The sequence below is a fragment of the Paenarthrobacter sp. NPDC018779 genome, from assembly GCF_044391085.1.
GTDB lineage: Bacteria > Actinomycetota > Actinomycetes > Actinomycetales > Micrococcaceae > Arthrobacter.
This window is the reverse complement of record NZ_JBIRZS010000001.1, coordinates 59,183-83,357: the sequence shown is the minus strand read 5'-3', so window position 1 is coordinate 83,357 and position 24,175 is coordinate 59,183. Positions and strand designations below refer to the sequence as shown.

General features: G+C 64.8%; 23 protein-coding genes, 2 tRNA genes and 1 riboswitch. Of the genes, 4 read left to right on the top strand and 21 right to left on the bottom strand.

Features of this window, described 5'->3' with window-relative positions:
• The first annotated feature begins 263 nt into the window (after window positions 1-263).
• Both ACH488_RS00445 and ACH488_RS00440 read left to right on the top strand, forming a co-directional pair.
• Window positions 264-1,229 carry a LysR family transcriptional regulator gene (locus ACH488_RS00445; RefSeq protein ID WP_397321582.1) on the top strand — a complete coding sequence of 322 codons (966 nt, stop codon included), beginning with the start codon at window positions 264-266 and terminating at the stop codon, window positions 1,227-1,229.
• Window positions 1,230-1,279: 50 nt separating this feature from the next.
• Complete coding sequence (locus ACH488_RS00440; protein ID WP_397321581.1) at window positions 1,280-1,783, top strand: DUF2004 domain-containing protein; 504 nt, start codon at window positions 1,280-1,282, stop codon at window positions 1,781-1,783.
• A 41-nt stretch (window positions 1,784-1,824) separates the two neighbouring features.
• Here the strand turns inward: ACH488_RS00440 and ACH488_RS00435 are convergent, their stop codons facing one another.
• From ACH488_RS00435 to ACH488_RS00410, 6 genes are read right to left on the bottom strand one after another with little or no spacing between them, the layout of a single operon-like run.
• Window positions 1,825-2,559, bottom strand: coding sequence for a tetratricopeptide repeat protein (locus ACH488_RS00435; protein WP_397321580.1), 735 nt, complete (start codon window positions 2,557-2,559; stop codon window positions 1,825-1,827).
• Window positions 2,556-3,554 (bottom strand): VWA domain-containing protein, encoded by a 999-nt coding sequence (locus tag ACH488_RS00430; protein ID WP_397321579.1) that lies wholly within the window; start codon window positions 3,552-3,554, stop codon window positions 2,556-2,558. Before ACH488_RS00430 ends, ACH488_RS00435 begins: the two co-directional genes overlap by 4 nt.
• Window positions 3,551-4,534 (bottom strand): VWA domain-containing protein, encoded by a 984-nt coding sequence (locus ACH488_RS00425; protein WP_397321578.1) that lies wholly within the window; start codon window positions 4,532-4,534, stop codon window positions 3,551-3,553. Before ACH488_RS00425 ends, ACH488_RS00430 begins: the two co-directional genes overlap by 4 nt.
• Window positions 4,525-4,986: a hypothetical protein gene (locus tag ACH488_RS00420; protein ID WP_397321577.1), complete on the bottom strand. Its 462-nt coding sequence runs from the start codon at window positions 4,984-4,986 to the stop codon at window positions 4,525-4,527. The genes ACH488_RS00425 and ACH488_RS00420 overlap by 10 nt, the downstream gene beginning before the upstream one ends.
• The gene (locus ACH488_RS00415; RefSeq protein ID WP_397321576.1) at window positions 4,976-5,872 is read right to left on the bottom strand and encodes a DUF58 domain-containing protein; all 897 of its coding nucleotides are present in this window, start codon (window positions 5,870-5,872) and stop codon (window positions 4,976-4,978) included. Before ACH488_RS00415 ends, ACH488_RS00420 begins: the two co-directional genes overlap by 11 nt.
• Window positions 5,873-5,880: 8 nt before the next feature.
• A complete protein-coding gene (locus ACH488_RS00410; protein ID WP_397321575.1) occupies window positions 5,881-6,888 on the bottom strand; it encodes an AAA family ATPase in 1,008 nt (335 codons plus the stop codon).
• Window positions 6,889-7,039: 151 nt separating this feature from the next.
• On the opposite strand from ACH488_RS00410, the gene ACH488_RS00405 reads away from it, so the two are divergent.
• On the top strand, window positions 7,040-7,243 hold the full coding sequence (locus ACH488_RS00405) for a hypothetical protein (protein WP_397321574.1): 204 nt from the start codon (window positions 7,040-7,042) through the stop codon (window positions 7,241-7,243).
• Between the two features lie 16 nt (window positions 7,244-7,259).
• On the opposite strand, the gene ACH488_RS00400 is transcribed toward ACH488_RS00405, so the two are convergent.
• Window positions 7,260-8,456 (bottom strand): ROK family transcriptional regulator, encoded by a 1,197-nt coding sequence (locus tag ACH488_RS00400; protein WP_397321573.1) that lies wholly within the window; start codon window positions 8,454-8,456, stop codon window positions 7,260-7,262.
• Window positions 8,457-8,690: 234 nt separating this feature from the next.
• The gene (locus tag ACH488_RS00395; protein ID WP_397321572.1) at window positions 8,691-9,818 is read right to left on the bottom strand and encodes a class I SAM-dependent methyltransferase; all 1,128 of its coding nucleotides are present in this window, start codon (window positions 9,816-9,818) and stop codon (window positions 8,691-8,693) included.
• 190 nt (window positions 9,819-10,008) lie between these two features.
• Here ACH488_RS00395 and ACH488_RS00390 point away from each other — a divergent pair, with 190 nt between their 5' ends.
• A complete protein-coding gene (locus tag ACH488_RS00390; RefSeq protein ID WP_397321571.1) occupies window positions 10,009-10,386 on the top strand; it encodes a cupin domain-containing protein in 378 nt (125 codons plus the stop codon).
• A gap of 54 nt (window positions 10,387-10,440) precedes the next feature.
• Here the strand turns inward: ACH488_RS00390 and ACH488_RS00385 are convergent.
• The 13 genes from ACH488_RS00385 to ACH488_RS00325 all read right to left on the bottom strand — a co-directional run bounded on the left by ACH488_RS00385 (window position 10,441) and on the right by ACH488_RS00325 (window position 23,882).
• Window positions 10,441-10,513, bottom strand: a tRNA-Ala gene (locus tag ACH488_RS00385).
• A 172-nt stretch (window positions 10,514-10,685) separates the two neighbouring features.
• A tRNA-Ala gene (locus tag ACH488_RS00380) sits at window positions 10,686-10,761 on the bottom strand.
• 114 nt (window positions 10,762-10,875) lie between these two features.
• A complete protein-coding gene (gene rsfS / locus ACH488_RS00375) occupies window positions 10,876-11,283 on the bottom strand; it encodes a ribosome silencing factor (protein WP_397321570.1) in 408 nt (135 codons plus the stop codon).
• Window positions 11,284-11,343: 60 nt separating this feature from the next.
• Entirely contained in the window at window positions 11,344-12,546 is a 1,203-nt protein-coding gene (locus ACH488_RS00370; RefSeq protein WP_397321569.1) for a hypothetical protein, read from the bottom strand.
• A gap of 7 nt (window positions 12,547-12,553) precedes the next feature.
• Window positions 12,554-13,225 (bottom strand): nicotinate-nucleotide adenylyltransferase, encoded by a 672-nt coding sequence (gene nadD / locus ACH488_RS00365; protein WP_397321939.1) that lies wholly within the window; start codon window positions 13,223-13,225, stop codon window positions 12,554-12,556.
• 4 nt (window positions 13,226-13,229) lie between these two features.
• Window positions 13,230-13,469 carry a hypothetical protein gene (locus ACH488_RS00360; protein ID WP_397321568.1) on the bottom strand — a complete coding sequence of 80 codons (240 nt, stop codon included), beginning with the start codon at window positions 13,467-13,469 and terminating at the stop codon, window positions 13,230-13,232.
• Between the two features lie 82 nt (window positions 13,470-13,551).
• Entirely contained in the window at window positions 13,552-14,916 is a 1,365-nt protein-coding gene (locus tag ACH488_RS00355; protein WP_397321567.1) for a glutamate-5-semialdehyde dehydrogenase, read from the bottom strand.
• A complete protein-coding gene (gene proB / locus ACH488_RS00350; RefSeq protein ID WP_397321566.1) occupies window positions 14,913-16,091 on the bottom strand; it encodes a glutamate 5-kinase in 1,179 nt (392 codons plus the stop codon). The genes ACH488_RS00355 and proB overlap by 4 nt, the downstream gene beginning before the upstream one ends.
• Window positions 16,081-17,667 (bottom strand): GTPase ObgE, encoded by a 1,587-nt coding sequence (obgE, locus tag ACH488_RS00345; RefSeq protein WP_397321565.1) that lies wholly within the window; start codon window positions 17,665-17,667, stop codon window positions 16,081-16,083. The genes proB and obgE overlap by 11 nt, the downstream gene beginning before the upstream one ends.
• A 136-nt stretch (window positions 17,668-17,803) precedes the next feature.
• Window positions 17,804-18,067, bottom strand: coding sequence for a 50S ribosomal protein L27 (rpmA, locus tag ACH488_RS00340; RefSeq protein WP_070347479.1), 264 nt, complete (start codon window positions 18,065-18,067; stop codon window positions 17,804-17,806).
• Between the two features lie 59 nt (window positions 18,068-18,126).
• On the bottom strand, window positions 18,127-18,435 hold the full coding sequence (rplU, locus tag ACH488_RS00335; RefSeq protein WP_021470684.1) for a 50S ribosomal protein L21: 309 nt from the start codon (window positions 18,433-18,435) through the stop codon (window positions 18,127-18,129).
• A gap of 343 nt (window positions 18,436-18,778) precedes the next feature.
• A complete protein-coding gene (gene thiD / locus ACH488_RS00330; RefSeq protein WP_397321564.1) occupies window positions 18,779-20,299 on the bottom strand; it encodes a bifunctional hydroxymethylpyrimidine kinase/phosphomethylpyrimidine kinase in 1,521 nt (506 codons plus the stop codon).
• A riboswitch (TPP riboswitch) is annotated at window positions 20,291-20,389 on the bottom strand. (Overlaps the previous gene by 9 nt.)
• A gap of 73 nt (window positions 20,390-20,462) precedes the next feature.
• On the bottom strand, window positions 20,463-23,882 hold the full coding sequence (locus ACH488_RS00325) for an Rne/Rng family ribonuclease (protein ID WP_397321563.1): 3,420 nt from the start codon (window positions 23,880-23,882) through the stop codon (window positions 20,463-20,465).
• Between the last annotated feature and the right edge of the window lie 293 nt (window positions 23,883-24,175).

The window sequence follows — 24,175 nt, the reverse complement described above, 5'->3', positions numbered from 1 at the left end:
TCCCGCTCAATCCGTAAATCGATACTACATGTAGTGCAAGCGCCTCGCCGGAACCCCAAGATGATGTATTACAAGTATGTCATTCAATCCACCGGTCGTCCACAGGCAGGGGGCCTCAAAATGTCCGTAATTCCGCCAAAGTGAGAGATGAAATCCACACCCTGTGGACTACTTAGCCACATTAAATCTCCCGCGTGTCGCCGGCTCCCGGCGTGTCGTGACACTTTGAAAACTGTGGCGTGGCGAACAGCTAAAATCCTCTGATGGTCAATCTTCTCCACCTCCGGACCCTGCTGGAGGTCACCCGGCTGGGGTCCTTCGCGGCCGCCGCAACCCAGCTTGGCTACACGGCTTCTGCAGTCTCCCAGCAAATGGCCGCTTTGGAACGGGACACGGGCGTGGAACTGTTCCAACGCTCAGCCCGGAGCGTGGTGCCAACCGAGGCGGCGGTCACCATGACCCGCCATGCGTCCAAGGTCCTCACGGATGTGGAAGCGCTCATGGCTGCCGCGTCCAGGACCAACGACGCGCCTGCTCAGGAGCTCCGGCTTGGCATCTTCCCCAGCCTGGCAACGTATGTCCTGCCGGACATCCTGCGGAACGATCGCTGGAACGGCCTGGGAATCGAGCTCAAAGTCTCCGTCGCCGAGCCTGCCCAGACCATCCAGGGACTCCGGACCGGCGGCGAACTCGACGTTGCCCTCGTCTACCAGGTGGGCCAGTCCGGCTTGGCCTGGCCGCACTCCTTGGAACGCCAGTGGATCGGCGATGACAACTTCCGCGTGGTGCTGCCGGCTTCCTGGAAGATCCGTGAGGATGCGGAGATCGAAGCGGCACACCTTTCGGATATGCCGTGGATCGTGCACCACCCCGGGACCAGCGATGCCTTGGTGATCGAACGCCTGTTCGCCAGCTGCAACCTGCACCCCCGGGTAGTGGCGTACAGCGACGACTTCCACGCGAGCCTCGAGATGACGGCGGCCGGACTGGGTGCCTCGCTGGTTCCGGAACTGGCGCTGCGGAACCGGCCATCCGGCGTCGTGGTCCTTGACGTTCCGGACATCCGGTTGGCGCGCAACGTGTTCGCGCTGCTCATCAACGAGAAGCGCACAGCGCAGGTACAGCTCTTTACCCAGCTCCTTGCGGACACCTTGCGGGGAACGTCCGGGAAAGCCGGATTGCCGCCGCTCAAACCCGCGCCGTCGAAGGCTCCGCAGCGGCGGCGGTGAAATATCGCGAAGTGCTGGAACCCTCTGGTTGATGGGGTTAGATTGATCACATGGGCAAGGTAGCGAGCAAGCATTTCGGGGAAATCGAGCTCAATCACGGGCGTGAACACTGCTTCGTGGCCAAACACGAAATAGCCGGAAACGCCCTGGAGCTGGACCTCAATGTCACAGCGCACGACCATTTCGACGAGGCAGCTCTACACAAGGTGGACTACCGCCTCAGGTTCCTCCCGGAGCTGGTGGACCAGGTCCGCGAGATGATCGCCGACGAACTGGACCAGGACGGTACCAACCCCCAGCAGTTCCTGCACTTCCACAGCTCGCAACTCAAGGAAGAACAACTGGAGTCGGTGTTCGGTGTCAGGGACAAGAACCAACTCACCAACGATGTCTTCCTCAAGGCCCTCAAACTTGGCCACGTAGCGATCTACCCCGGACAGCCTGAGCGCTACTTCGTGCTCGATTTCACGCTCGGCTCGCATTTCACGGACGAAACCCTGGTGGTTTCCGCCGACGAAGACGGCGTGGTGGACGACGAGATCGTCTGGGAGTAGGCGTTAACGCCCGACGGCGGCCGGTCGCCTTTTCCACAGCCTCACCAGGGCCGGTCCACGCCTGAGTCGTCGGGGCCACGAAGGTACCGGTCACGGTCCTGGCCTTCGGTCCGCTCACTTTGTGCCTTCCGGGCGCTCTCCTGCAACTGCTGGAGTTGGTCCTGTTGCTGGACGGAGGGCTGCCCGGGCCCTTGGTCTTTCGCCGGCGATTCGCCGGAGGAGGAAGTCTTCTTTCCTTCGAGGCGCTCCCGGGCCGCATCCAGCCGCCGGCCTTCACCGTCACCGTTGCCAGGCCCGTCCTCGTGGCAGGATGCCGGAGCTTCCTGCACCACCTCCAGGGCCTCCGCATACAGGGCGGCAGCCTGGGGGTCCCCGGAGGACGTGGCGGAGTCCCCCAGTTTCTCGATGCTCAGGGCAAGGTTGACCCGGACTTTGCATTCGTCGTCCCCCGGCCCGGCATTGAGGGCCTTCGTGAAATCGCTGCGCGCCGAGGTGAAGTCACCGGCCACCACGTACGCATCTCCCGAGGCAACCAGGGCCTTGTGCGGCTCCAGGACATTGGCGAACAAGAGCCCGCCTGCAGCATCCGCAACCCCGTGTTGGTTTCCCACTGCGAACGCTTCCGCCGCTGCGCCGCCCAAGGCTCCGACGCTCAGCAGCTTCGCAGCAACGGCGAGCGCAGCGAGGGCAGCAGGGACGGACCACAACGCAAGGCGACGCCTCCGTCGTCGTGCGTTGCCCGCTTCGGTACCTTGACGAGTCACTGGACGAGTCACCGGACGAGTCTCCTTCCCCGCGTACCGGACCTCCGCAGGGCCCTCAGGACCGTCACGTGCCGGAACGGCTCCAGCACCAGGATCAGGAAAGCTGCCAGCGCCAACAACCAGTACAGTTCCACACGTCCGGATCCGTCCTCGGAAACTGCGCTAACGGCACCGGGGTTGGCCTTGCTGAGCATCTCTCCGGTTCCCGCGCCTCCCGTCCGGTGCAGGTACGGGACGCCCAGTTGGGTGGCGATGGTCCTCAAGGCGTCCTCGTCGATCTTCGAGATGGCTGCCTCAGCGTTCTTGTCCTTCACGTATCCGCCCTTCGGGTCCGAGGGGTCCTTCATCCTGCCACCGTCCGAAGTTCCATAGCCGAGCACCGCTCCCCCGCTGACTACCGAGGGATCAAGCGGCAGGCGTTCAGGCCCCGACGCTGCCGTGTTCTCACCGTCCCCGGCATAGAACACCAACGCAGGACGTCCGGGGTGCTTCTCCCTCGCCGCAGTGAGTTGTTTCTTCAGCAGCGCACCGGCTTCGGTGATGCTGCTGCCTGCGGCGTAGCGGGGATTTTGCGGTTGCAGGGTGGCAACAGCCGTCTGGAGCGCTGTGGCATCCTGGCTCAACGGCATGCGCACCGTCGCCTTGCTGTCGAAGGTGATCAGCGAGAACTTGGCGCCGGCCAGTTCCTTGGCCACGCCCAGCACGTCCTCTTGGACGCCTGCGAGGCGCATCCCACTGCCCTGGTAGTCCTCCGCCGCCATGCTGGTACTGGTGTCCACCACGAAGAACACATCCAGGTCCGCCACTGCGGTCCGGCCACCGTCACCGGGCCAGCCCGGGCGGAGCGCGGCAACAAGCAAGAGCACGACGGCGGCCGCCCGGAGCGTCGTCCGGCGTGCCGGCGTTTGGGGCTGGTTACGGGCAGAGAGGGTCCAGACGACGAACGCGACCACGGCAACGCCTGCCAGGGCAATGAACGGCAAGGGAATGATCGGTGCGAGCGTCATAGGCGCGACCGCCAGCCAAGCAGCAACAGACCCGCGCCGGACACCAGTGCCAGGCCTAGAGGCCACGCGGGAGAGTCGGTAATCACGGCCTGCGGCGCTTTAAGGTAACTCGAGGCCTGGCTCTCCTCCACTGTGGAAACGATCCCTGGGACGGCGTCCGGGCTGTCCAGCGTGTAGTAGCTGCCGCCGGTTGCTTCGGCGGCCGCCCTCAGTTGGGCCCCGGGTTGGTCTGCGGCCCCGCCGTAATCCAAGTCCCCCGGATTCAGGGCATACACTTTCACGTCCTTGCCTTTGGCCAGTTCACTGGCCTGCTCCAACGTGAAAATCGGGTCCCCGGACAGGAAATTGTCCGTGGCACAGATGACCGACCGCGAGCGCCGGGCGTCCCCAGTGCCGGGCGGCGTATCAGGAAAAGCCTGCACGCAGGATGCCAGCCCGTCACCGATCAGCGACGATCCTCCCCTGCTCCATGTTCCGTCAAAGAAGGACCCGGCGCCGCTGTCCAAGGCTGTCCGGGCCTCAGCAAGTTGCCCGGCCACGTAGTCGTAGTCATCCGTCAACGGGAACAGTTGGACGCTGCTGCTGTCGAAAATCACCATGCCGATGCGCTCGCCGTCGAATTCCCGCGCCAGCCGCTCGAAAACGGCCGCCAAGGCAGCGTCGGTACTGGTCATGGAGCCGGAGACGTCAAGGCAAAGGACGATGTCGCGGTTCCTGGCTTCAGGTTGCTCCGAACTGCGTTGGGCGGGCCGGGCCGCTGCCGTCACCGTGGCGGCCAGGAAGACCGAGGCAAGCACCAGCGCCACGATCAAGGATGTGCGGTGCCTGCCGAGGGCCCGTTGGTACTCCGGCAGGGCCGTCAGACGGTCTCCATGGGCCACCAGCCGGGAAGACTCCTGCCGGCGCCTGCGGTGCAGGAACCACGCCACGACGACGACGGCCGCCGCTGCCGGGACAACCCACCAGGACGTCAATTCCATGCGCGCACCGCCTCCCGTGCAGCTGCCGCGGAGTCCTGGACCGTGCGGCCACTTACGGGTTCAAACTCTGCAGGATAGATGCCTGCTATCCCGTCGACGAACGGTTCCAGGGCGTATCTGCGCAACTCCTCCAGCGTCATGGACGTGGCGGGCTTTCCCGTCACGTGCCCGGCGAATTCCCGCACCAGGAAGCTCAAGCGCTGGTGTGCGGCGCGCTCGGGCAACCGTCCGGCGTCGGCATCGGCCACGACCGAATCGATCGCCTGCAGGCAGGAGAGCCGCAAGCCCGCCAGGTCCCGGGGAACCACCGGACGGGTCCGGCGTGCCCTCTTGCGGCGGGGCCACAAGAGAAAGGCATACCAAGCGGCCACCACCAGCAAGACCAGCACACCCAGCCAGAACCACGCCTGGCTGTACGGAAGAGGACCGTAGAAACCGGAGTTATCCTGCACGCTTGGCCTTCCCGGACTTGTGCCTCTCCAACAACGCGAACACCGCGGACACCATCTCGCCGCTGCTGCCCACCTGCTCCTCCGCGATCCCCAGCCGACGGAAAACATCCCTGCGTTGCGAATCACGCCGGTCCATTGCCACCGCATAGGCCTGCCGGACTTCGCTGCTGTCCGCCAGCGCCCCCGGAATCACGAATCCCTGCCCAACATCCCGGCTTGACCCGCCGCCTTCCTCCCCCGCCAGGTCGGCGTCCCTGATGGTGAGCCAAAGAACTTCATGGCGCACCCTCAACCGGCGGAGCAACTCCTCAGTCCGTGCGTCCGGCATGAACTCATCGGCCACCCCGACCACAAGGAACCGCCCCTTCAAGAACCGCAACGCGTAGTCGAGCTGCCCGGCCAGTGCGCTCGCAAGCCCGTCGGGGCGCACGGCTTCCTGCACCTCGCGCAGCAGCCGTTCGAGGTGGTGTTCGCCGGAACGCGGCGGGAGGTAGCGGGTCGCTCCGACCGATCCGTGAAGGAGGCCCACGTCGTCACCGTGGCGGCAGGCGAGGTAGCCCAACACTCCTGCCGCCTGGATGGCAAGGTCCACTTTTGCTTCCCCGGAAGCCGCTTCGGCGGCCATGGTCCGCCCGGTGTCCACCAGCAGGAGGACGGAGTGGCGCCGGACTGCCGTGTAGCGCTTCACCAAGGGTGAACCGTGCCGGGCGGTGGCTTTCCAGTCGATGTCGCGGACCTCGTCACCGGGGACATAGGAACGGAGGTCGTCGAAGTCCAGGCTGCGTCCCTTGAAGACCGAACCGTATTCGCCGTCAAGCAGTGCCGTTGTTTTCCGATGGGCAAAGATGAACATCTTCGCCTTGACGCGTTGGAGCAGGCTGGGCACTGGCGCCCCTAGGGTGTCTGCACCGACGCCAGGACTGCGTCAATGACTGTCTCCACGGCAATGCCCTCCACCACCGCGTCAAAGCCAAGCACGATCCTGTGCCGGAGGACCCTGTGGGCCAGGCGTTTGACGTCTTCCGGTATAACGTGGTCGCGTCCGCTGAGGAGTGCCAGTGCCCGGGCGGCCTGGCTGAAGGCGATACTGGCCCGTGGACTTGCGCCGAACTCGATCAGTGAGGCCAGCTGCGGCTCAAGGTACTGCGCAGCATTCCGGGTGACGTACGCCAGGCCAACGATGTACCGGACAATCGCCGGATCGGTGTAGACGCGCCGCACCAGTTCCTGGACCTGGAGCACCGAGTCCAACGACGCGGCAGCGGGAGGTTTCTGTCCTGAGTCGAACACGCCGGCGTCGATCCTGCGAATCACCTCGGCTTCCTCCGCCGGGCTCGGGTAGTCAAGCACATCCTTGAGCATGAAGCGGTCCATCTGCGCCTCGGGCAACCTGTAGGTGCCCTCCTGCTCTATGGGGTTCTGTGTGGCCAAGACCAGGAAGGGTTGTGGCAGCGGATAGGACTCGCCCCCGATGGATGTCTGCCGTTCCTGCATGGCTTCCAGCATGGCGCTCTGGGTCTTGGCGCTGGACCGGTTGATTTCGTCGAGCAGCACGATGTTGGCGTGGACAGGCCCCAGTTGCGTGACGAAGGTGCCCTTGGTGGCATCGAAGATCTGGGTTCCCGCGATGTCGCTGGGAAGCAGGTCGGGAGTGCATTGGATCCGCCGGAAATCGGCGCTGACGGCCTCGGCAAGGGCATGCGCGGCGGTGGTCTTGGCCAACCCCGGAACGCTTTCCAAAAGGATGTGGCCGCTTGTGAGGAGGCCGATCACCAGGGTTTCCCGCAACCGTTCCTGGCCAACTACCTTGGCTTCGAAACTGCGGACGATACCGCCAACGAGTTGCTGCGCACGGGCCATATCCGGTGCATCGATCCCGGCTGTGGCGGTGTTTTGAAGCACTCGATATCCCCTCGGTGGCGTTCGGTTTTCAGTTTGCCGCACCAGGTGTCCGGCGCGGTCCTGCTTCCGGCCACTCTATCCAAGCCGCAACCGCCTCGGCCCGCAATGGGTACCCCTCCCCATGCGGACTCCGGAGGTCTATCCTTTTGCCATGCATCAGCTACCAGCCGCCTACCAGCAGTACCTCGACAGCCAGACCCAACACGTCAATGACGCAGTCCGGCCCGTATTACTCCAGTCTGCCGCGGACCAGCGCCACGGGGTACGCATCACCTACAACCACGGACCTACCGGTCACCAGGCCCACGTGGATGAGTCCATTCCGTACGGGGAGATCGTCGAAGACATCGACTGATCCCCAAGACAGAGCGTCAGCCTTCCAGCAGAAGTCTTTGCGCCCGGGGCGCCAGGGTGTGTTCCAGGACGAGGCAGGCTGCCCCAATGGCGCCCACGTCCTCGCCTACGCCCGAGCCCACCACTTCGATGCCGTGAATCATGCGGGCGGCACTGTTCTGCGCAATCAGCTCGGGGACGCTGCCCAGGAAGTACTTGGACATCCGGCCCCAGAACGGCCCGCCGAACACCACGCGTTCAACATCGAGGGTGTTCGTTACCACCGAAACCGCGCGGGCAACGAGGACGGCGGACTTCTCCAGGATGGCGATCGCTTTTTCGTCCCCGGCATCCGCCTTGTCACACAGCATTGCGTAGCGCTCCTGCACGGCCGGGCCGTCCTCCTGGCCATGACCGTCCAGGACACCGGCAGCCTCTGCTTCGGCCACCAGGACCTGTGGGATGCAGGAGGATTTCACGCAACCCCGCAGCCCGCAATCGCAGGGAGGGCCGTCCGGGTCCACAATGATGTGCCCAATCTCGCCTGCGTTGCCGGACGTACCCCGGACCACCTCGTCGTTGAGGACAAGGCCGCAGCCGATGCCGGTTCCCATGTACATGAACACAAAACTGCCGGCCCCGCTCGCTCCACCTGCCCACGTCTCCGCAACGGCGGCGCTGGTGACATCCTTGTCCACCAACGTCTCAAGGCCCGTGGCTTCGGTGAGGGCTTCACGGATGCGCACCCGGTTCCACCGGGTCAGCAACGGCGGCTCAACAACGGAACCTTCGTCAAGGTCGATCGGGCCCGGCACGGCGACGCCCAGGCCGGCGATCTTTGACTGGTCCACGCCCGATTCCTCGATGAGCACCTGGATCTGCCCGGCGATGCTCGTGATGACCGCGGCCGGGTCGCCACCCGGGGTGGCCATACGCGAATGCCTGACCACATCCCCCAGCAGGTCCAGGACCACGAAGGTAATGACGGCCGGGTCCAGGTGGACCCCCACGGCGTACATACCGGACGGATTCAGGCGAAGGATGGTGCGGGGCTTGCCCGGACCCGTGCCTTCCTTGCCCGCCTCGACAATGAGTTCCTGGTCCAGGAGGCGGCGGGAGATGTTGGAAATGGTCTGCGGCGACAACCCCACAATGTGTGCGAGTTCAACACGGCTGAGTCCTCCGGAAGACCGCCGGATAGCTTCCAGGATCACCGTCAGATTGAAGTCGCCCATGCGGGGTAGGTTCGTTCCGCGCCTTGGTGCCGGCGTCCGGATCTCAGTCACGGATTCCCCTTGTCTTGAGAAACAAATTCCTTGAACTTCATCTGTGTCAGAATCGTACGTCACCCCCGCTCAGACGGGTATGTGCACACAACAACCGGAGCCAGGGGCAGATACCGACGACACTGAATTCTATGTGACGCCTGCGGCACTGACGTGTTTCATGACACGCCGGGCGTGCCGGGGTCAGGCCTTCCGGCTCCGGGTCACTGTGAACTTCGGGTTGCGGCCCTCCACTGTTGTTGGTCCGACCATGCGTCCCAAAGCCGGACGGTACTGCAGGTGTCTGTTGTAGACCGTCCAGAGTTCCCCGCCCGGGGCAAGCACGCGTGCTGCAGCCTCGAACATCTTGAGGGCGGCGCCGGCGTGGACGCTGGCACCGAGATGGAAGGGAGGGTTCAGCAGGATAAGTTCCGCACTGCCGGAGTCGAACGAGGACATCGCATCGTCGTGGACCACCGTCACCCGTCCGTGCAGGCCGTTGGCAGCAGCTGTTCCGCGGGCCGAGGCAATGGCAGCGGCGGACTGGTCTGTCGCCAGCACCTTGGCCGCAGGATACCGGCGCGCATACATCGCGGCCAGGATCCCGGTGCCACATCCAAGGTCCACCACTGTGCCGGCAGCCGGCATGCGGTCCACGAAAGTCAGGAGGAAACGCGTGCCGATATCCAGCCGTGCCCCGGAGAACGCAGCTCCGTGGGCACAGACGTCCAGGTCCAGCTCATCCACGTGTTCCAGGACCGGGTAAGGCGCCTTGCCGGCTGTGGCTACGGGCCCGCTGGCCTTCACCACCCTGGATTTTTGGCGGGCATGTTGTGGTTGCACCACCGAAAACGACTTCTCCAGCACCGTATTCATGCCCAGGCTCATGTGCTTCACGCGGCCACCGGCCAGCAGCACCGCGTCGGGCGCAGCGAACCGGGCCACGGCGTCGGCAATTTCCTCCAGTTCAGCCAGCGACTTGGGCAACTGCAGAAGCACCAGGTTCGCGCCCGAAAGCAGGTCCTCGCCAAGTTCGTGGGCCACGTACCGGCCTTCAAGGCCCGCTGCGCGGGCGTTGTGCCGCAGGGCCATGCGGCCGGTAAAGAGGTCCTGGTGGACACGGACATGGTCGACGCCGAGGCCCACCAGGGAACCGAGGGTGAGGGCTCCGTAGCGGTCGCCGATCACCACTGCGCGGGTATCCGCTGCAAGCAGTTCGGCAGCTGTGTCCAGCAGGAGCCGGTCCGTCGCATCGTAGGCGTGCAGGTTGTCCGCCTCAACATCGGGAAAGCGCCCCAAGGTGCCGAACAGAGCATCCAACCCAGATAACATCACGGTGCTTTTCCTTTTTGCAGATGTAAGAAATTCGTACGCAAAAGTGTCTCGACTTCACGGCCGCTGGGGAGGAACGTGGTTGGTGCACACAGCACAAACACCCGTTCAGGGCACTGATCCCGGCTTCCCCGTGAGCCCGGCGCCGGGACCATCAGCGATCCGGCTCCCCTCCCCTGCGAGCAAAACCATGACTGTCAATGTTGTCACGCAACTGCAAGTGAAGTCACATAACTCTCCGGACGAAACCCGCCGACCGGACAAGACCGTGGTGGACATCGTCACCGTGGGCGACTACACCATTGGGCGAAATACCTTCCAACCCGGTTGGACGTGGGCAGACTGCATCAAGCCGGTGGTGGGCACCGATACGTGCCAGCTGAACCACGTCGGCTTCTGCGTCTCCGGAGCCCTGGAAGTGGAAACCGACGACGGCAACCGCATCAGTATTTCCGCCGGAGACTCCTACACCATCCCGCCGGGCCACAACGCCCGGGTGGTAGGCGATGAACCCTTCCAAGGCGTCGAGTTCCTGAGCGCTGCGGAATTCGCCCGGCCACAGGAGTAGCCCCGGTTCCACGAAAAAGGCCCCGCTCTGACGAGCGGGGCCTTTTGTCCGAAGTGGAGCTGAGGGGACTCGAACCCCTGACCCCCTGCATGCCATGCAGGTGCGCTACCAGCTGCGCCACAGCCCCGGACTTGTTGTTTTCAGTAGGAAGATTTCCCTTCCTGCCGAAGCAACTCGTCAATACTACCCACAAAGTATCGAGATGCGAAATCGAGCCCGAATGATGTGGATCACATAGCGCGGCACTGTCCGGAAAACAAAAATCTCCCCCTTCGCCTTTGCGAAGAGGGAGATCGTGATGGTGGAGCTGAGGGGACTCGAACCCCTGACCCCCTGCATGCCATGCAGGTGCGCTACCAGCTGCGCCACAGCCCCATATTCTTGTTGTTCCGCTTTCAGGCTTTCCAGCCCTTCCCGCCGAAGCAACTCAAATATCTTAGAACAGCATTTCCGATAATTCCAAATCGGGCATATTCCGAGGTGAAATGCCTACTTGGCGTCGGAATCGTCGCCGGCAACAGCCTTGGCCGAAGCGTCATCACCGAGTTCGAGGTCAACCACGGGGCAGTCCTTCCACAGGCGCTCCAGCGCGTAGAACACACGATCCTCGGCGTGCTGGACGTGGATAACGATGTCGGCGTAGTCCAGGAGTACCCAGCGGCCTTCAGACCGGCCTTCGCGGCGTACGGGACGAAGGTCCTGCTTCAGGAGCTCTTCCTCGATGCCGTCCACGATCGCATTGACCTGGCGTTCGGTGGGAGCCGAAGCGATCAGGAAGACGTCGGTCAGCGCCAGGCGCTCACTGACGTCCAGGGCGACAATGTCCTCGGCAAGCTTCTCTGCCGCGGCGCGCGCTGCGTGGCGGGCGAGGGTAATGGATTGTTCGTGTGCAGACACAGGGACTCCTTGTAGTGGCCCGAGGGCCTTTTGGTGGCGAAAGCCGTATTTCCAGCGGAACTAACCGCTCGTGATCATGATGATGCCGATAATGAGCGCAACGAGGCCCAACGCGAGGACCCCATACTGCAGCAGACGGCTGCGTTGTGCCCTGGCCAGGCCCGCGGTGTTGGCGTCGAGGGGATCCAGCCCGTAGGCGGTGCGTGCCGAGACCGGCGGACGCTCGGCCTCCTGGCCCGGATCAACGACGGCGGCGTTGCGCTTCCGCGCGTTCCTCGCCACCGCTTCGGCACGGGCAAGGACCCCGGCACGCCCCCGGGAGGGCCGTCCGTTACCCGCTGCGGGCGCGGCCTTGGTGTTGGCCGACGTTACGACGGGGACGAAGGTGGTGCTGGGCCGCTTCATGACCGGACGCTCAACGCCAGGCACCTTCACGAATTCAAGCGGGGTGACCATGGCAAGGTTGTTCGCCGTCGAGGGCCCCGACGCCGTGCCGGGCACCTTCGACTCGGTCTTTTCTCCAGAGACTTTCCCGGGCGCGGCCTTCTCTGGGGCGGCCTTCTCGGCCAGCTTCTGCTTGGCCGCTGCCCTCTTGTTCAGGACGGCCGCACGCTCAGCCAACGCAATTTGCTGGGCAAGGACCTCGGGATCCACCGCGAGGGGATCCTGCTCAGCGATATGTTCCAGCTTGGCAGTCTGGTTTTGCACCTGGGCCGCAATCAGCTCACGGACCGCCAGGGCCTGCTCCACTGACATTTCGGAACCGTCAGCTGCGGACTGAGCGCCTGTCGGTCCGGCGGCCTTCGCCCCCGGCACGGCAGAGATGGGGGCGTCCTTTGCCTCGTCAGGAGACGCCGCTGGCTCCGGGGCTTTGGCACCGGGCGCCGGCACAATCGGATTGGCGGAGGTAGCCACCTCTGCCTGGAGCTGCTGCAGGCGAAGCTGGCGCCGGGTGGGCGGGCCACCACCGGAAAGCTGCTCTTCCTTGTCCGCGAGCTCTTTGATGGCCCGGAGGGCGGCACGGTCGCGGGCGCGGATCTGTGATGAGCGCTCTGGCGCAGGCACCACCGCGTCCAGGGGAGCATCAGCGGCGCGACGGTTCCGGCCGTTGTCCTCGGCTTGCGCCGGCTGGGGCGCTTCCGATGGGGGTGCAGGCTGGGCTGCATCCGGCGTCGTGGCGGTGGCCTGGGCTTGCTCCTGCTCTTCGCGGGCGCGGCGAAGCTCACGCCTGCTGCGGATGGGTCGCTGTTCCTGGCTGCTCATTGAAAACTCATTCAGTACGTGCTTGGTCGTCTGATCCGGCAAGCGCTGGTGCCAACTCCCCTGCGCTGCTTTTTGGCGCGTACAGTCCATACTTTGCGATGTACTGCACCACACCATCCGGCACGAGGTACCAGACAGGATTTCCTTCATTCACCCGGTTGCGGCAGTCCGTTGACGAGATGGCCATGGCTGGAACCTCAAGGAGGCTGACGTCATCCCGGCCCAGGTTGTGGAGCTCGTGCCCGGGCCTGGTCACGCCCACAAAATGGGCCAGCGACCACAGCTCGTCAACGTCTTTCCAGGACAGGATTTGCGCCAAGGCATCAGCGCCCGTGATGAAGAACAGATCGGCATCCGGACGCTGATGGCGGAGATCGCGCAGGGTGTCGATGGTGTACGTGGGGCCTGGACGGTCCACATCCACCCGGCTCACAGTGAAGCGGGGATTGGAAGCGGTGGCAATGACCGTCATCAAATAGCGGTGCTCGGGCTTGCTGACTTTCTTGCTGGATTTTTGCCACGGTTGTCCCGTGGGCACGAAGACAACTTCATCCAGGTCGAACTTGGCAGCAACTTCGCTCGCAGCCACAAGGTGGCCGTGATGGATGGGATCAAACGTTCCACCCATCACGCCCAAACGGAGCCTGCGCTCCGAATCCCCACGCGGTGTTGCAGCGATGATGTCAGTGGCCCGGCTTGTGCGTGTGCTTGTTCGGGTGCTGGCGGTGCGGGTCACTGTGCTCTTCCACGGCCTCGTGGCGGTTGCCGAGGTTGGTGTAGGAGAGGGTCACGAACATGAGGACCAGGAGGAGGGCGAACATGACGATGCCAAAGACCCACGGTTCTGCCCACAGCGGCGCAGCTTCCTCGTGACCGCCCTCGGTTTGCGCGGCAATGGATATGGCGATCTGCTGAAACAGCATCTTCTCCCCTAGTTGGTTCTCAAAGGATGACGGCGGCGGGCCTTCCCGCCGCTTCGGACTTCTGTTCTATGTTACAGCGTTGCTAGCCGCGGACTTGGCCTTCGCCCTGGACGATCCACTTGGTGGTGGTCAGTTCCGTCAGGCCCATGGGGCCGCGGGCGTGCAGCTTCTGCGTGGAGATGCCTACCTCGGCACCCAAGCCAAGCTCGCCGCCGTCGGTAAAGCGCGTAGAGGCATTGACGATCACGGCAGCGGAATCCACCTCGGCAATGAACCGTTCCGCGTTGGCCAGGTTGTTGGTCAGGATGGCCTCGGTGTGGCCGGTGGTCCAGGTGCGGATGTGCTTGACGGCCTCGTCCAGGTTGTCCACCATGGCCACGGCGAGGTCGAGGTCCATGTACTCGGTGGCCCAATCCTCGTCATCGGCCGGCACGGTCTCCACGTCCGTCCCCAAGGCCGCAGCAATCCTGTCGTCCACGTGCAGGGTGACACCGGCAGAGCGCAGCGCCTTGGCCACGGCAGGAAGCACTGAGGATCCCGAGTGCACCAGGAGCGTTTCCACGGTGTTGCAAACACTGGGACGCTGGGTCTTGGCGTTGAGCAGGATGTCCACGGCCATCTCTTCGTCGGCGGACTCGTCGATGAAGATGTGGACGTTGCCCTCGCCCGTCTCAATAACGGGAACGGAAGAGTTGGTGACAACGGTCTGGATCAGGTCGCGTCCGCCGCGGGGAATGAGCACATCCACCTTGCCGCGGGCGCGCATAAGCACGTTGGCGCCCTCCCGGCCGAACTGGTCGACGGTCTGCACCGCGTCTGCAGGCAGGCCCACGGAATCCAGGGCTTCGCGGAGGATACGGACCAGTGCCTCATTGGTGTTGGCCGCTGCGGAGCCGCCACGCAGGATCACGGCATTGCCGCTCTTGAGGGCAAGCCCTGCGATGTCCACTGTGACGTTGGGGCGGGCCTCGTAAATGGCGGCCACCACGCCCATGGGGACGTTGACCTGGCGCAGGCGCAGGCCGTTGGGCAGGGTCTGTCCGCGGACCACGTTGCCCACGGGATCGGGCAGTCCGGCAAGGTTCTCCAAAGCGGCAACCAGGCCGTCAATCCGGGCCGGGGTCAGGGTCAGCCGGTCCAAAAGGGCGGCAGATGTGCCATTCGCACGTCCCGCCGCCACGTCCTTGGCGTTGGCTTCGAGTACCTGCTTCTGCTGGTCCAGCAGGGCGGCGCCGATGGCCCGCAGTGCGCTGTCCTTCCAGGCCCGGTTGGCCTGGGCCATGCGCCGGGCAGCCTTGCGGGAACGGTCCGCGATCCCGTAGACGGCAGACTGGACGTCTCCGGCAGTGACTGGAACAGCGCCCGCCGCAGGGTTCCCCGGCGTTTGGCCGGCGGCACCGGAAACGTCGGAAATCACGGGGGCGTCAGGGGTCAGCGCTTCAGTCATGCTCCAAGTTTAGATGAGCGGGGCGTCCGGAGGAGCACCAGGTCATCAACATGAACAACTTCGCGGTCATAGCCGCGGCCCATGGCCTGGCCAAGTTCCTGGGTGGACCGTCCCAACATCTTCGGCAGCTCGTCCGAGGAGTAGTTTACCAGCCCACGCGCCACCACGGCGCCGTCCAGTCCAACCATCTCCACCGGGTCGCCGGCTTCGAACTCCCCCGAAACCTCGGAAATGCCTGCGGGCAGGAGCGACCTGTGCCGTTCGCGCACGGCTTTCACTGCGCCGTCGTCGAGCACCAACCGGCCACGGACCGTGGCCAGGTGCGCCAGCCACAGAAGGCGGACGGGCTTGCGGTTGCCGTTGACGGCGAACCAGGTACCCACGTTCCCGCCGTTCAGCGCCGCGGCGGCGTTGGCGGTGGAGGTAACCAAGGCATGGATACCCGAGCCTGCCGCAATCGAAGCCGCCTCAACCTTGGTCATCATGCCGCCGGTACCCACGCCGGCCTTTCCTGCTTTGCCAATGGTGACGCCTTCGAGGTCCTGCGGTCCCCTGACCAACGGGATGCGTTGCGCGCCTTGGGATGGAGGACCGTCGTAGAGGGCATCGACGTCGGAAAGCAGCACCAGCGCGTCCGCGCGGACCAAGTGGGCCACGAGGGCCGCAAGGCGGTCATTGTCGCCGAAACGGATTTCGTGGGTGGCCACGGTATCGTTCTCATTGACCACAGGCACCACCCCGAGGTTCAGCAAACGGTCCAAAGCCCGGAAAGCGTTGGTGTGCTGGGTCCGGCGCATGAGGTCGTCGGCGGTGAGCAGGACCTGGCTGACGGTGACGCCATGGGCGTTGAAAGCCTGGGTGTAGCGGGCCATGAGCAGGCCCTGTCCCACGCTGGCCGCTGCCTGCTGGGTGGCGAGGTCCTTGGGACGCTTCGCCAGGCCCAACGGGGCAAGTCCGGCGGCGATGGCACCGGATGAAACCAGGATGATCTCGGCACCGGCGTTCCGTTTCTCCGCCAGCGCGTTGACCAAACCGGTCAGTGACTTTTCGGAAATGCCGCCCTTGATGCTGGTCAGGGACGACGAACCGACCTTGACCACGATCCTCTTCGCGGAGGCCAGTGCGTGGCGTTCGTGGATGTCCGGTTGGGGGGTTTCGACGGTCTTAGTCGTCATCACCGTTGTCCAGGTTGCTTTCCTTGATGGGCTGCGTACGACGGCGGCTGACGGACTCCGTCCAGATGCCGGCCTTGCGCTCGGCTTCCAGTTCGGCGCGTGCAGCGGCCTTCGCTTCGCGGCGTTCCACCTGCTCTTCGCGCTTCTGGGCACGCGTGGGACGATCGCCGATGTCGGCCACCCGGATATCCGTGCCACGAGGCGTGGCAAGGAGTTCCGCGCCTGCCATCATGGTGGGCTCCCAGTCGAAGACCACGCCGTCGTCTTCGCCGATCACCACGGTATCGCCGGGCTTGGCACCGACCTTGAAGAGTTCGGTCTCCACGCCCAATTTGGCAAGGCGGTCGGCCAGGAAGCCGATCGCTTCCTCGTTGGTGAAGTCAGTCTGCTTGACCCAGCGCACGGGCTTTTCGCCCAGCACGCGGAAGAGTGGCTCGAGGTTCTTTTCCTCGCGGCGGATCCGGAAGCCGGATTCGTTGACCGCGCGGGGCCGCAACACCGGAGCAGCCACCTTCGGTGGCGCGATCTCCACGGCGTCGCGGGCAGCCTTGACGATTTCGGCCATCGCAAAACTGAGCGGGCGCAGGCCTTCGTGGCTGGTGGCAGAAACTTCGAAGACACGGTAGCCGCGGGCTTCCAGGTCCGGACGGACGAACTCAGCCATGTCCTTGCCGTCCGGCAGGTCCACCTTGTTCAGGACTACCAGCTTGGGCCGCTCATTGAGGGGAACCACTTCCCCGTCCACCCCGGCGTAGCTCATGTCCACGGCGTACTTGTCGAGTTCTGCCTCGATGATGGCCAGGTCGGACAGCGGATCGCGGTCGGACTCCAGGGTTCCGCAGTCGAGGACATGCACCAGGGCAGCACAGCGCTCAACGTGGCGCAGGAAGTTATGGCCGAGGCCCTTGCCCTCGCTGGCGCCTTCAATCAGCCCGGGAACATCGGCAATAGTGAACCGGACGTCACCTGCCTGGACCACTCCCAGGTTGGGGATCAGGGTGGTGAACGGGTAGTCGGCAATCTTGGGCCGGGCTGCGGACATGGCCGCGATCAGGCTGGACTTGCCGGCGGACGGGAAGCCAACCAGGGCAATATCGGCAATGGACTTCAGTTCCAGCACGATGTCGCTGGAATCGCCTTCGATGCCCAGCAAGGCAAAGCCGGGGGCACGGCGCTTCTGCGACGAAAGGGCGGCGTTGCCCAGGCCGCCTTGACCACCCGCGGCGGCGACGTACTCCGTGCCTTCCCCCACCAGGTCAGCCAGTACGTAGCCATCCTTGGTCTTGACCACTGTGCCGTCGGGTACGGGAAGGATCAGGGTTTCGCCGTTCTTGCCGCCGCGCCAGTCGCCCATGCCGGGGCCACCGTTGGTAGCGTGGCGGTGCGGAGCGTGGTGGTAGTCCAGCAGCGTGGTGGTTTGCGAGGACACACGGAGGATGACGTCGCCGCCATTGCCGCCATTGCCGCCGTCGGGACCGCCGAGTGGCTTGAATTTTTCACGCTTGACGGAAACACAGCCGTGGCCGCCGGTACCGCCTGAAACGTGCAGGACTACCCGGTCTACAAAGCTCGCCACGTCTATCTCCTCTGTTGCTGTAAACAGCGCGAATGCCATGTCCGGCGCGCACCGGGCGCCCCGAACGATTGTAATGCGGTTAAAAGAACGGTGGAGCGGGCCTTTTGGGCCCGCTCCACCGGTTCAGAACTTGTTGTTACTCTGCAGCTGCAGCAGCAACGATGTTCACTACGCGACGGCCGCGGCGAGTACCGAACTCAACCGCACCAGCCTGGAGTGCGAACAGGGTGTCGTCGCCACCGCGACCCACGCCTGCACCGGGGTGGAAGTGGGTTCCACGCTGGCGAACGATGATTTCGCCTGCGGAAACTACCTGGCCACCGAAACGCTTGACGCCGAGGCGCTGTGCGTTGGAGTCACGACCGTTGCGAGTGGAGCTCGCGCCTTTTTTGTGTGCCATGTGAAATGCCTGCCTCTAAATATGTGGGGAAACTGAAAATCTGAACTGCGTAAGGAAAGTTACGCGATGCTCGTGATCTTGATCTTGGTCAGTTCCTGACGGTGACCCTGGCGCTTCTTGTAGCCGGTCTTGTTCTTGAACTTCTGGATGACGATCTTGGGACCACGGAGGTCCTCCAGGATCTCGGCCGTGACCTTCACCTTGGCCAGGTCCGCAGCAGCGGAGGTGACCTTGTCGCCGTCAACCAGGAGCAAGGCGGGCAGCTCAAGCGTGCTGCCGGCTCCACCGGGGACGCGGTTCAGCGTTACGTAGTCTCCAACGGAAACCTTTTCTTGGCGGCCGCCTGCGCGGACAATCGCGTACACCACTTGGGTACTCACTTCTCTCGACGTTTCTTACTAAATTTGCGTGCGGAACTCGAACCGGAATCAGGCCTGGTTCACGCTGTGCCTCAACGCCGTGGACTCCAGATCGAAGCCCGCGAGTCATCCCGTGAATAATTCCAGGGGGCATAACCCAAGTGTTGGCGTAAGCACCGAAGATCAAGATTACGCTAATTCGACCCTCGGCTGCAAATGAGGCCGGGTCCGGAAGCCACCGCGTGACGCTAGTCACCAGTAGGAACGGACTTTCCCGGCACCGTGCCCATACAGCCTACAGGCTCCTGGACGCTTTACCGGGATTTCACCTCTTCGACGCGCGGGTGGTCCTTTAGGCGTACAACCGCGGGGCGTCGAAGAAGGCAGTCTCATGGCGGCACGAATGGGCGAAAGCCTCCACCATGGCAGCCCGGTCCTGGCTGGAAGCGACCACCGCGGCCGCGTCTGTGAAGCCAATGGCCTTGCGGGTGGCCTCGGCGAAGTCTTCATCGGCGTAGGTCTTCAACCAGTCCGCATACGCGTGCTCCGACGGGGACCCTGCCTTGACGTAATTCGCGTGGAGCTGGTGTCCCACCTCGGCGTAGAGCCAGTAGCAGGGCAGGATCGCCGCGAGCAGCACGCCGTAGCTTCCAGAGGCCGAGGCCGCCAGCAGGTGGTCCACATAGGCCTTGGTGACAGGACCGGTGTGGGTAGCGGCCTGCCTGGTGCTCAGCCAATTCCGGTGCAGTTCGGATTCGACCTCGAGGCAGAGCTGCGAGGACCTGGCCCAGAACAGCTGTTCTTCCTCGGTGGGAGCGAGGGCACCTGCGCGTGCCAGCACCCGCGAATAGCCGTTGAGGTAAAGGGCATCCTGCGCGAGGTAGTAGTTGAACTGGGGTTCTGGGAGGCTGCCAGACTCCAACCCGTGGATGAAGTCGAGGCCGTAGATGGCGTCCAGTTCAGGTGCCGCTTCCTCCCACAGGCGGGCGGCGAAAGCCCCCGGGCCTCCAGCCTGCTGTGCTTGGTGGAAGTGGTTGATGGGGCCGCTGCCATGGCCCACCTCCAGCACATCCGCCGTGGCCAGGGCCTGCAGGAGCCAGGGCTTGACCTCCCGCAGCGACGCTTCCCAGTCTCCCGTCCGCGCCTGGACCGTGGCCAGCGCCGAGGACAATGAGCAGCCCGTTCCGTGGCTGTTCTTCGTCTCCACCCGTGGCCCTGCCACCGAGACAAAGTCCTGCCGCAGCAGCCCGTTCGTGTTGACGAGCGCATCGGGGCACTCGGCTCCTGCCAAGTGTCCGCCCTTCACCAGCACGGTGTTTCCGCATTCGGCAGCGAGCCGCTTGCCCTGTTCGAGGGCGGTGGACCAGTCCGTCGCCTCCGGCTCCCCCAGCAACATGGCCAGTTCAGGAATGTTGGGGGTGATGAGGTCGGCCAGCGGCAAAAGTTCGCGCAGTGCGGCTTCGGCGGATTCCCGGAGGAGTCGGTCACCACTGGTAGCTACCATTACCGGATCAAGGACCACGACGGCGGGACGCACCTTCTCGAGCCAGCCACGCACCTCGCCGATCACTTCGGCGTCGCCCAGCATCCCGATCTTGACGGCGTCGATGGTTACATCGCTGCTGATCGCCTCAAGCTGCTGCCGCAGGAAGTCCACGGGCGGGACATGGACGGCAGTAACACCCAGGGTGTTTTGCGCCGTGAGCGCCGTGACCACTGCCATCCCGTAGCCACCGTGGGCGGCAATGCTTTTCAGGTCTGCCTGGATTCCTGCGCCGCCGGAGGGGTCGGAACCGGCGATGCTGAGGACACGCGGGTATTGCCGGCCGGTGCGGGCCACGGCGTAGACGGCTGAATTCAACGATGAAGTCATGAGGGACATCCCTTCGCCGGTGCTAACCGGACAGGTTCAACGGGTCTGGATCTCAGCCCGGCCCAACGCCTGGCACCCCGTGTCAGTGACCAAGCCTAACGGACCGAGGGTCCGGCAGTAGCTACTGCCGGACCCTCGGTCCGTTACATGACGTTGGCAATGCCTAGAGTTCCGAGGCCGGAACCCCCACGCCGAGGATAATCGGCTCAGAAGCAGCGGACTCCTTCTTGGCCTGCTCCTGCGGCGCCTTGGCTTCATGGGCCGCTCCCCCACCGGTGGAAGCGGACACCTCGTGGTGCTCCACCGTGGTCTCGTTGGCAGCACCCTGCGCCCGGCTGGCGCTGCGGTTCCGGCGACCACGCCGACCGCGGGCACGGCTGGACGGATCGCTTTCCTCCGCAGCAGCCTGCCGGGACGGGACAGTTTCCGCCGGAGCAGCATCAGGGGCGGCCGGCTCATCCTGGCTTTCGACAGTCACAGGACCCCCACCCAGGTGGGAGAAAGCCTCGGCCAACAGGTCCAAAGTCATGGCAGGCTTCTCCGAAGCCGGCTCCTCGTGGTGTTCCACGAAGGGCAAGGCAACCTCTTCACCACCGAACCGGAGCACCGGCGTGGCACGCGGGGTGCCCTCGGCGCCGCTTGAATCCGGCACCTCGTCAGCGTGCTCCGCTCCAGCCCCGGTTGCGGCGGCGGCTGCGGCACGTGCTTCCTCCTCGGCCCGGTGAACCTCGTCATCGTGCAGGTGGGCAGCGTGCGCTGCAGCGGCAATCGTGGCCAGGGCAGCCCTGGTGGCCTGCGCTTTGGCCTGCCGGGCGGGGTCCACCGGCTCGGGCACCGGCGTCGAAGGCGCGGGAGAGGCAGCGGCGTGGACCGGCGTCGGGCTCTCTGCCGGCTGCCCCCCGCCCTTGCCGCGGCGGCGCTTCCGCTCAGTCCGGGTGGAAGGCTGCTGCTGGGTGTCGGCGTGCGGCCGGTGCTGCTCGGCGGCAACGACGTTGGCACGCCGATGCTCCACGGGCTCGTCGTGGGTCACCACACCGCGTCCGGCACAGTGCTCACACTGCTCGCCAAAGACCTCCAGCAGGCCCGTGCCCATGCGCTTGCGCGTCATCTGCACCAGGCCGAGCGATGTCACTTCGGCCACCTGATGCTTGGTACGGTCCCGGCCCAGGCATTCCACGAGGCGGCGCAGCACCAGGTCGCGGTTGGATTCGAGCACCATGTCGATGAAGTCGATGACGATGATGCCACCGATATCGCGCAGGCGCAGCTGGCGGACAACCTCCTCTGCGGCCTCAAGGTTGTTCTTGGTGACGGTCTCCTCGAGGTTTCCACCGCTGCCGGTGAACTTCCCGGTATTGACGTCCACCACGGTCATGGCCTCGGTACGGTCGATCACCAGGGATCCGCCCGACGGCAGGAAGACCTTGCGTTCCAGGGCCTTGTGGATCTGCTCGTCGATGCGCCAAGCCGAGAAAATGTCCTGGTCCTTGGTCCACTTTTCGAGCCGGCCCACCAGGTCCGGCGCCACATAGGTGACGTAAGCCTCAATGGTGTCCCAGGCATCGTCACCGGAAACGATCAGCTTCGAGAAGTCCTCGTTGAAGACGTCACGGACCACCTTGATGGTCAAATCGGGCTCGCCGTACAGCAGCTCGGGTGCCAGCACCTTCGTGGAGGACGCCTGGCCCTCGATGCCTTCCCACTGCGCACGGAGGCGGTTGATGTCGTGGGTCAGTTCCTCTTCCGAGGCGCCTTCGGCAGCCGTACGGACAATGACACCGGCGTTTTCCGGCAAACGGTCCTTCAGGATCCGCTTGAGGCGGTTGCGTTCGACGTCGGGCAACTTGCGTGAGATGCCCGTCATGGAACCGCCGGGGACGTACACCAGGTAGCGGCCCGGGAGGGAAATCTGGCTGGTCAGGCGTGCACCCTTGTGCCCGACGGGATCCTTGGTTACCTGCACCAGGACGGAATCGCCCGACTTCAGGGCGTTTTCGATCCGGCGCGGCTGGCCCTCGAGATTAACGGCATCCCAGTTGACCTCGCCGGCGTAGAGGACCGCGTTGCGGCCACGTCCAATGTCCACGAACGCTGCTTCCATGGACGGCAGCACGTTCTGTACCTTGCCCAGGTAGACGTTGCCGATCAGCGAGTCCTGCTGGGTCTTGGAAACGAAGTGCTCGGCCAGGACCCCGTCCTCCAGGACGCCGATCTGGATCCTGTCGTCACGCTGGCGGACGATCATCTGCCGGTCCACCGATTCGCGGCGGGCCAGGAACTCGGCCTCGGTGATGACCTGGCGACGGCGGCCCGTCTCGCGGGACTCGCGGCGGCGCTGCTTCTTGGCCTCAAGCCGCGTGGAACCCTTGACGCTGGCCACGCGGTTGGAGCTCGTGGATTCCGAGATCGGCCGGGGTGCGCGGACGCGGGTCACCGTGTTGGGCGGATCGTCGTCCGAGCCACCGGTCAATTCAAGGTCCTGGTCGCCACGGCGGCGGCGACGCCGGCGACGCGAGGTGACGCCGTCTTCAAGGGGTTCGGCGGCCGGCGACTCGTCATCCTCGGATTCCTCGCCGGAATCCTCGGCCCCGTTCTCCTCACGGTCAGTTGCGCGGCGGCCACGGCGGCCACGGCTCCGGCGTCGACGGCGACTTCCCGATTCCTCCGTCTCGCCGTCACCGTTGTCCTCGGAATCCTCAGCCGTTTCTTCACTCTTTTCCTCGGCTGCCGGACGGACCACGGTGCTGAGGTCGGGCGCCTGGAAAATCATGGACGTGATGGAAACGGGCTCCAGGAAGAGCGACGAGGAGCCGGGAGCGGCGTCTGCATCGGTTTCCGGGGACTCTGTGGGGGCTTCCGCGCTGGCTTCCGGTTCGGCGGCTGCACCGCCTGCCGGGGTGATGGCCGGCGTTGCTTCTGCGCTGGCTTCCGGTTCGGCGGCTCTGCCGCCTGCCGGGGTGGTGGCCGGCGTTGCTTCCGCGCTGGCTGCCGGGGTCGTGGCCGGCGTTGCTTCCGCGCTGGCCTCCGGTTCGGCGGCTGCGCCGCCTGCCGGGGTGGTGGGCGGTGCTTCCGCGCCGCCTGCCGGGGTGGTGGCGGGCGTTGCCTCCGCGCCGCCTGCCTCAGTGGTGGGTTCCTGGGTGGTGATGGCTTCGGCTTCGGCCTTGGGCTTGGCAGTCCGACGACGGCGGACCGGCTTTTCCGGGGCGGGTTCGGCTTCTGCCTCGGGCGCTGATGCTCCGGAGCCGGCTTCTGCCTCCGGCTGGACTGCTGCTTCGGCGGCGTCGCCGAGGCCGGGAAGGGTTTCGGCCGGATCGGCCTTCTTGCGTGCGCGGCTGCGGCGGGCCGGGGCCTTTTGGGCTTCCTCAGGGGCGGCGGCTGGTTCGGCGGCGGCGCTTTCGGCCTCAGGGGCGGCGGCTGGTTCGGCGGCGGCGTCCGGGGCTTCCTCTGCTACCGCCGCTGCTTGCTTTGCCGTGGCTTTTCGCGGCGCGCGCGTGGTCCTGGCACGGGTGGCCTTCTTGGGCACCTCGGCTGCTTCTGAAGAAGCTGCCTGATCATTAACGGCTACAACCTGGTCATTATCCATATGTGGCAACACTCCTGCCCCAGCGACGCCGCCACATCCAGCGCCCAGTGGGGCAAATATTGTCAAAACCCGCAGGCGTTGACAGAAGTCGGTAGTATTCCTTCCGGTTCGCACCATCATTGGGGTGCGGCAGCCCTGGAAGGCCAGTGTCTCAGTTCTGGAACCCGTTGTTCTGCTGCCACAACCAGGTGCCGTCCATTGTCATGGCGGGCCTACCGAGGATCGGCTGATCCAGGCATGCCCTGCTCATGCTGGCGGTCTTGGGAACAAGTCACCGGACCGGAGGACGAATG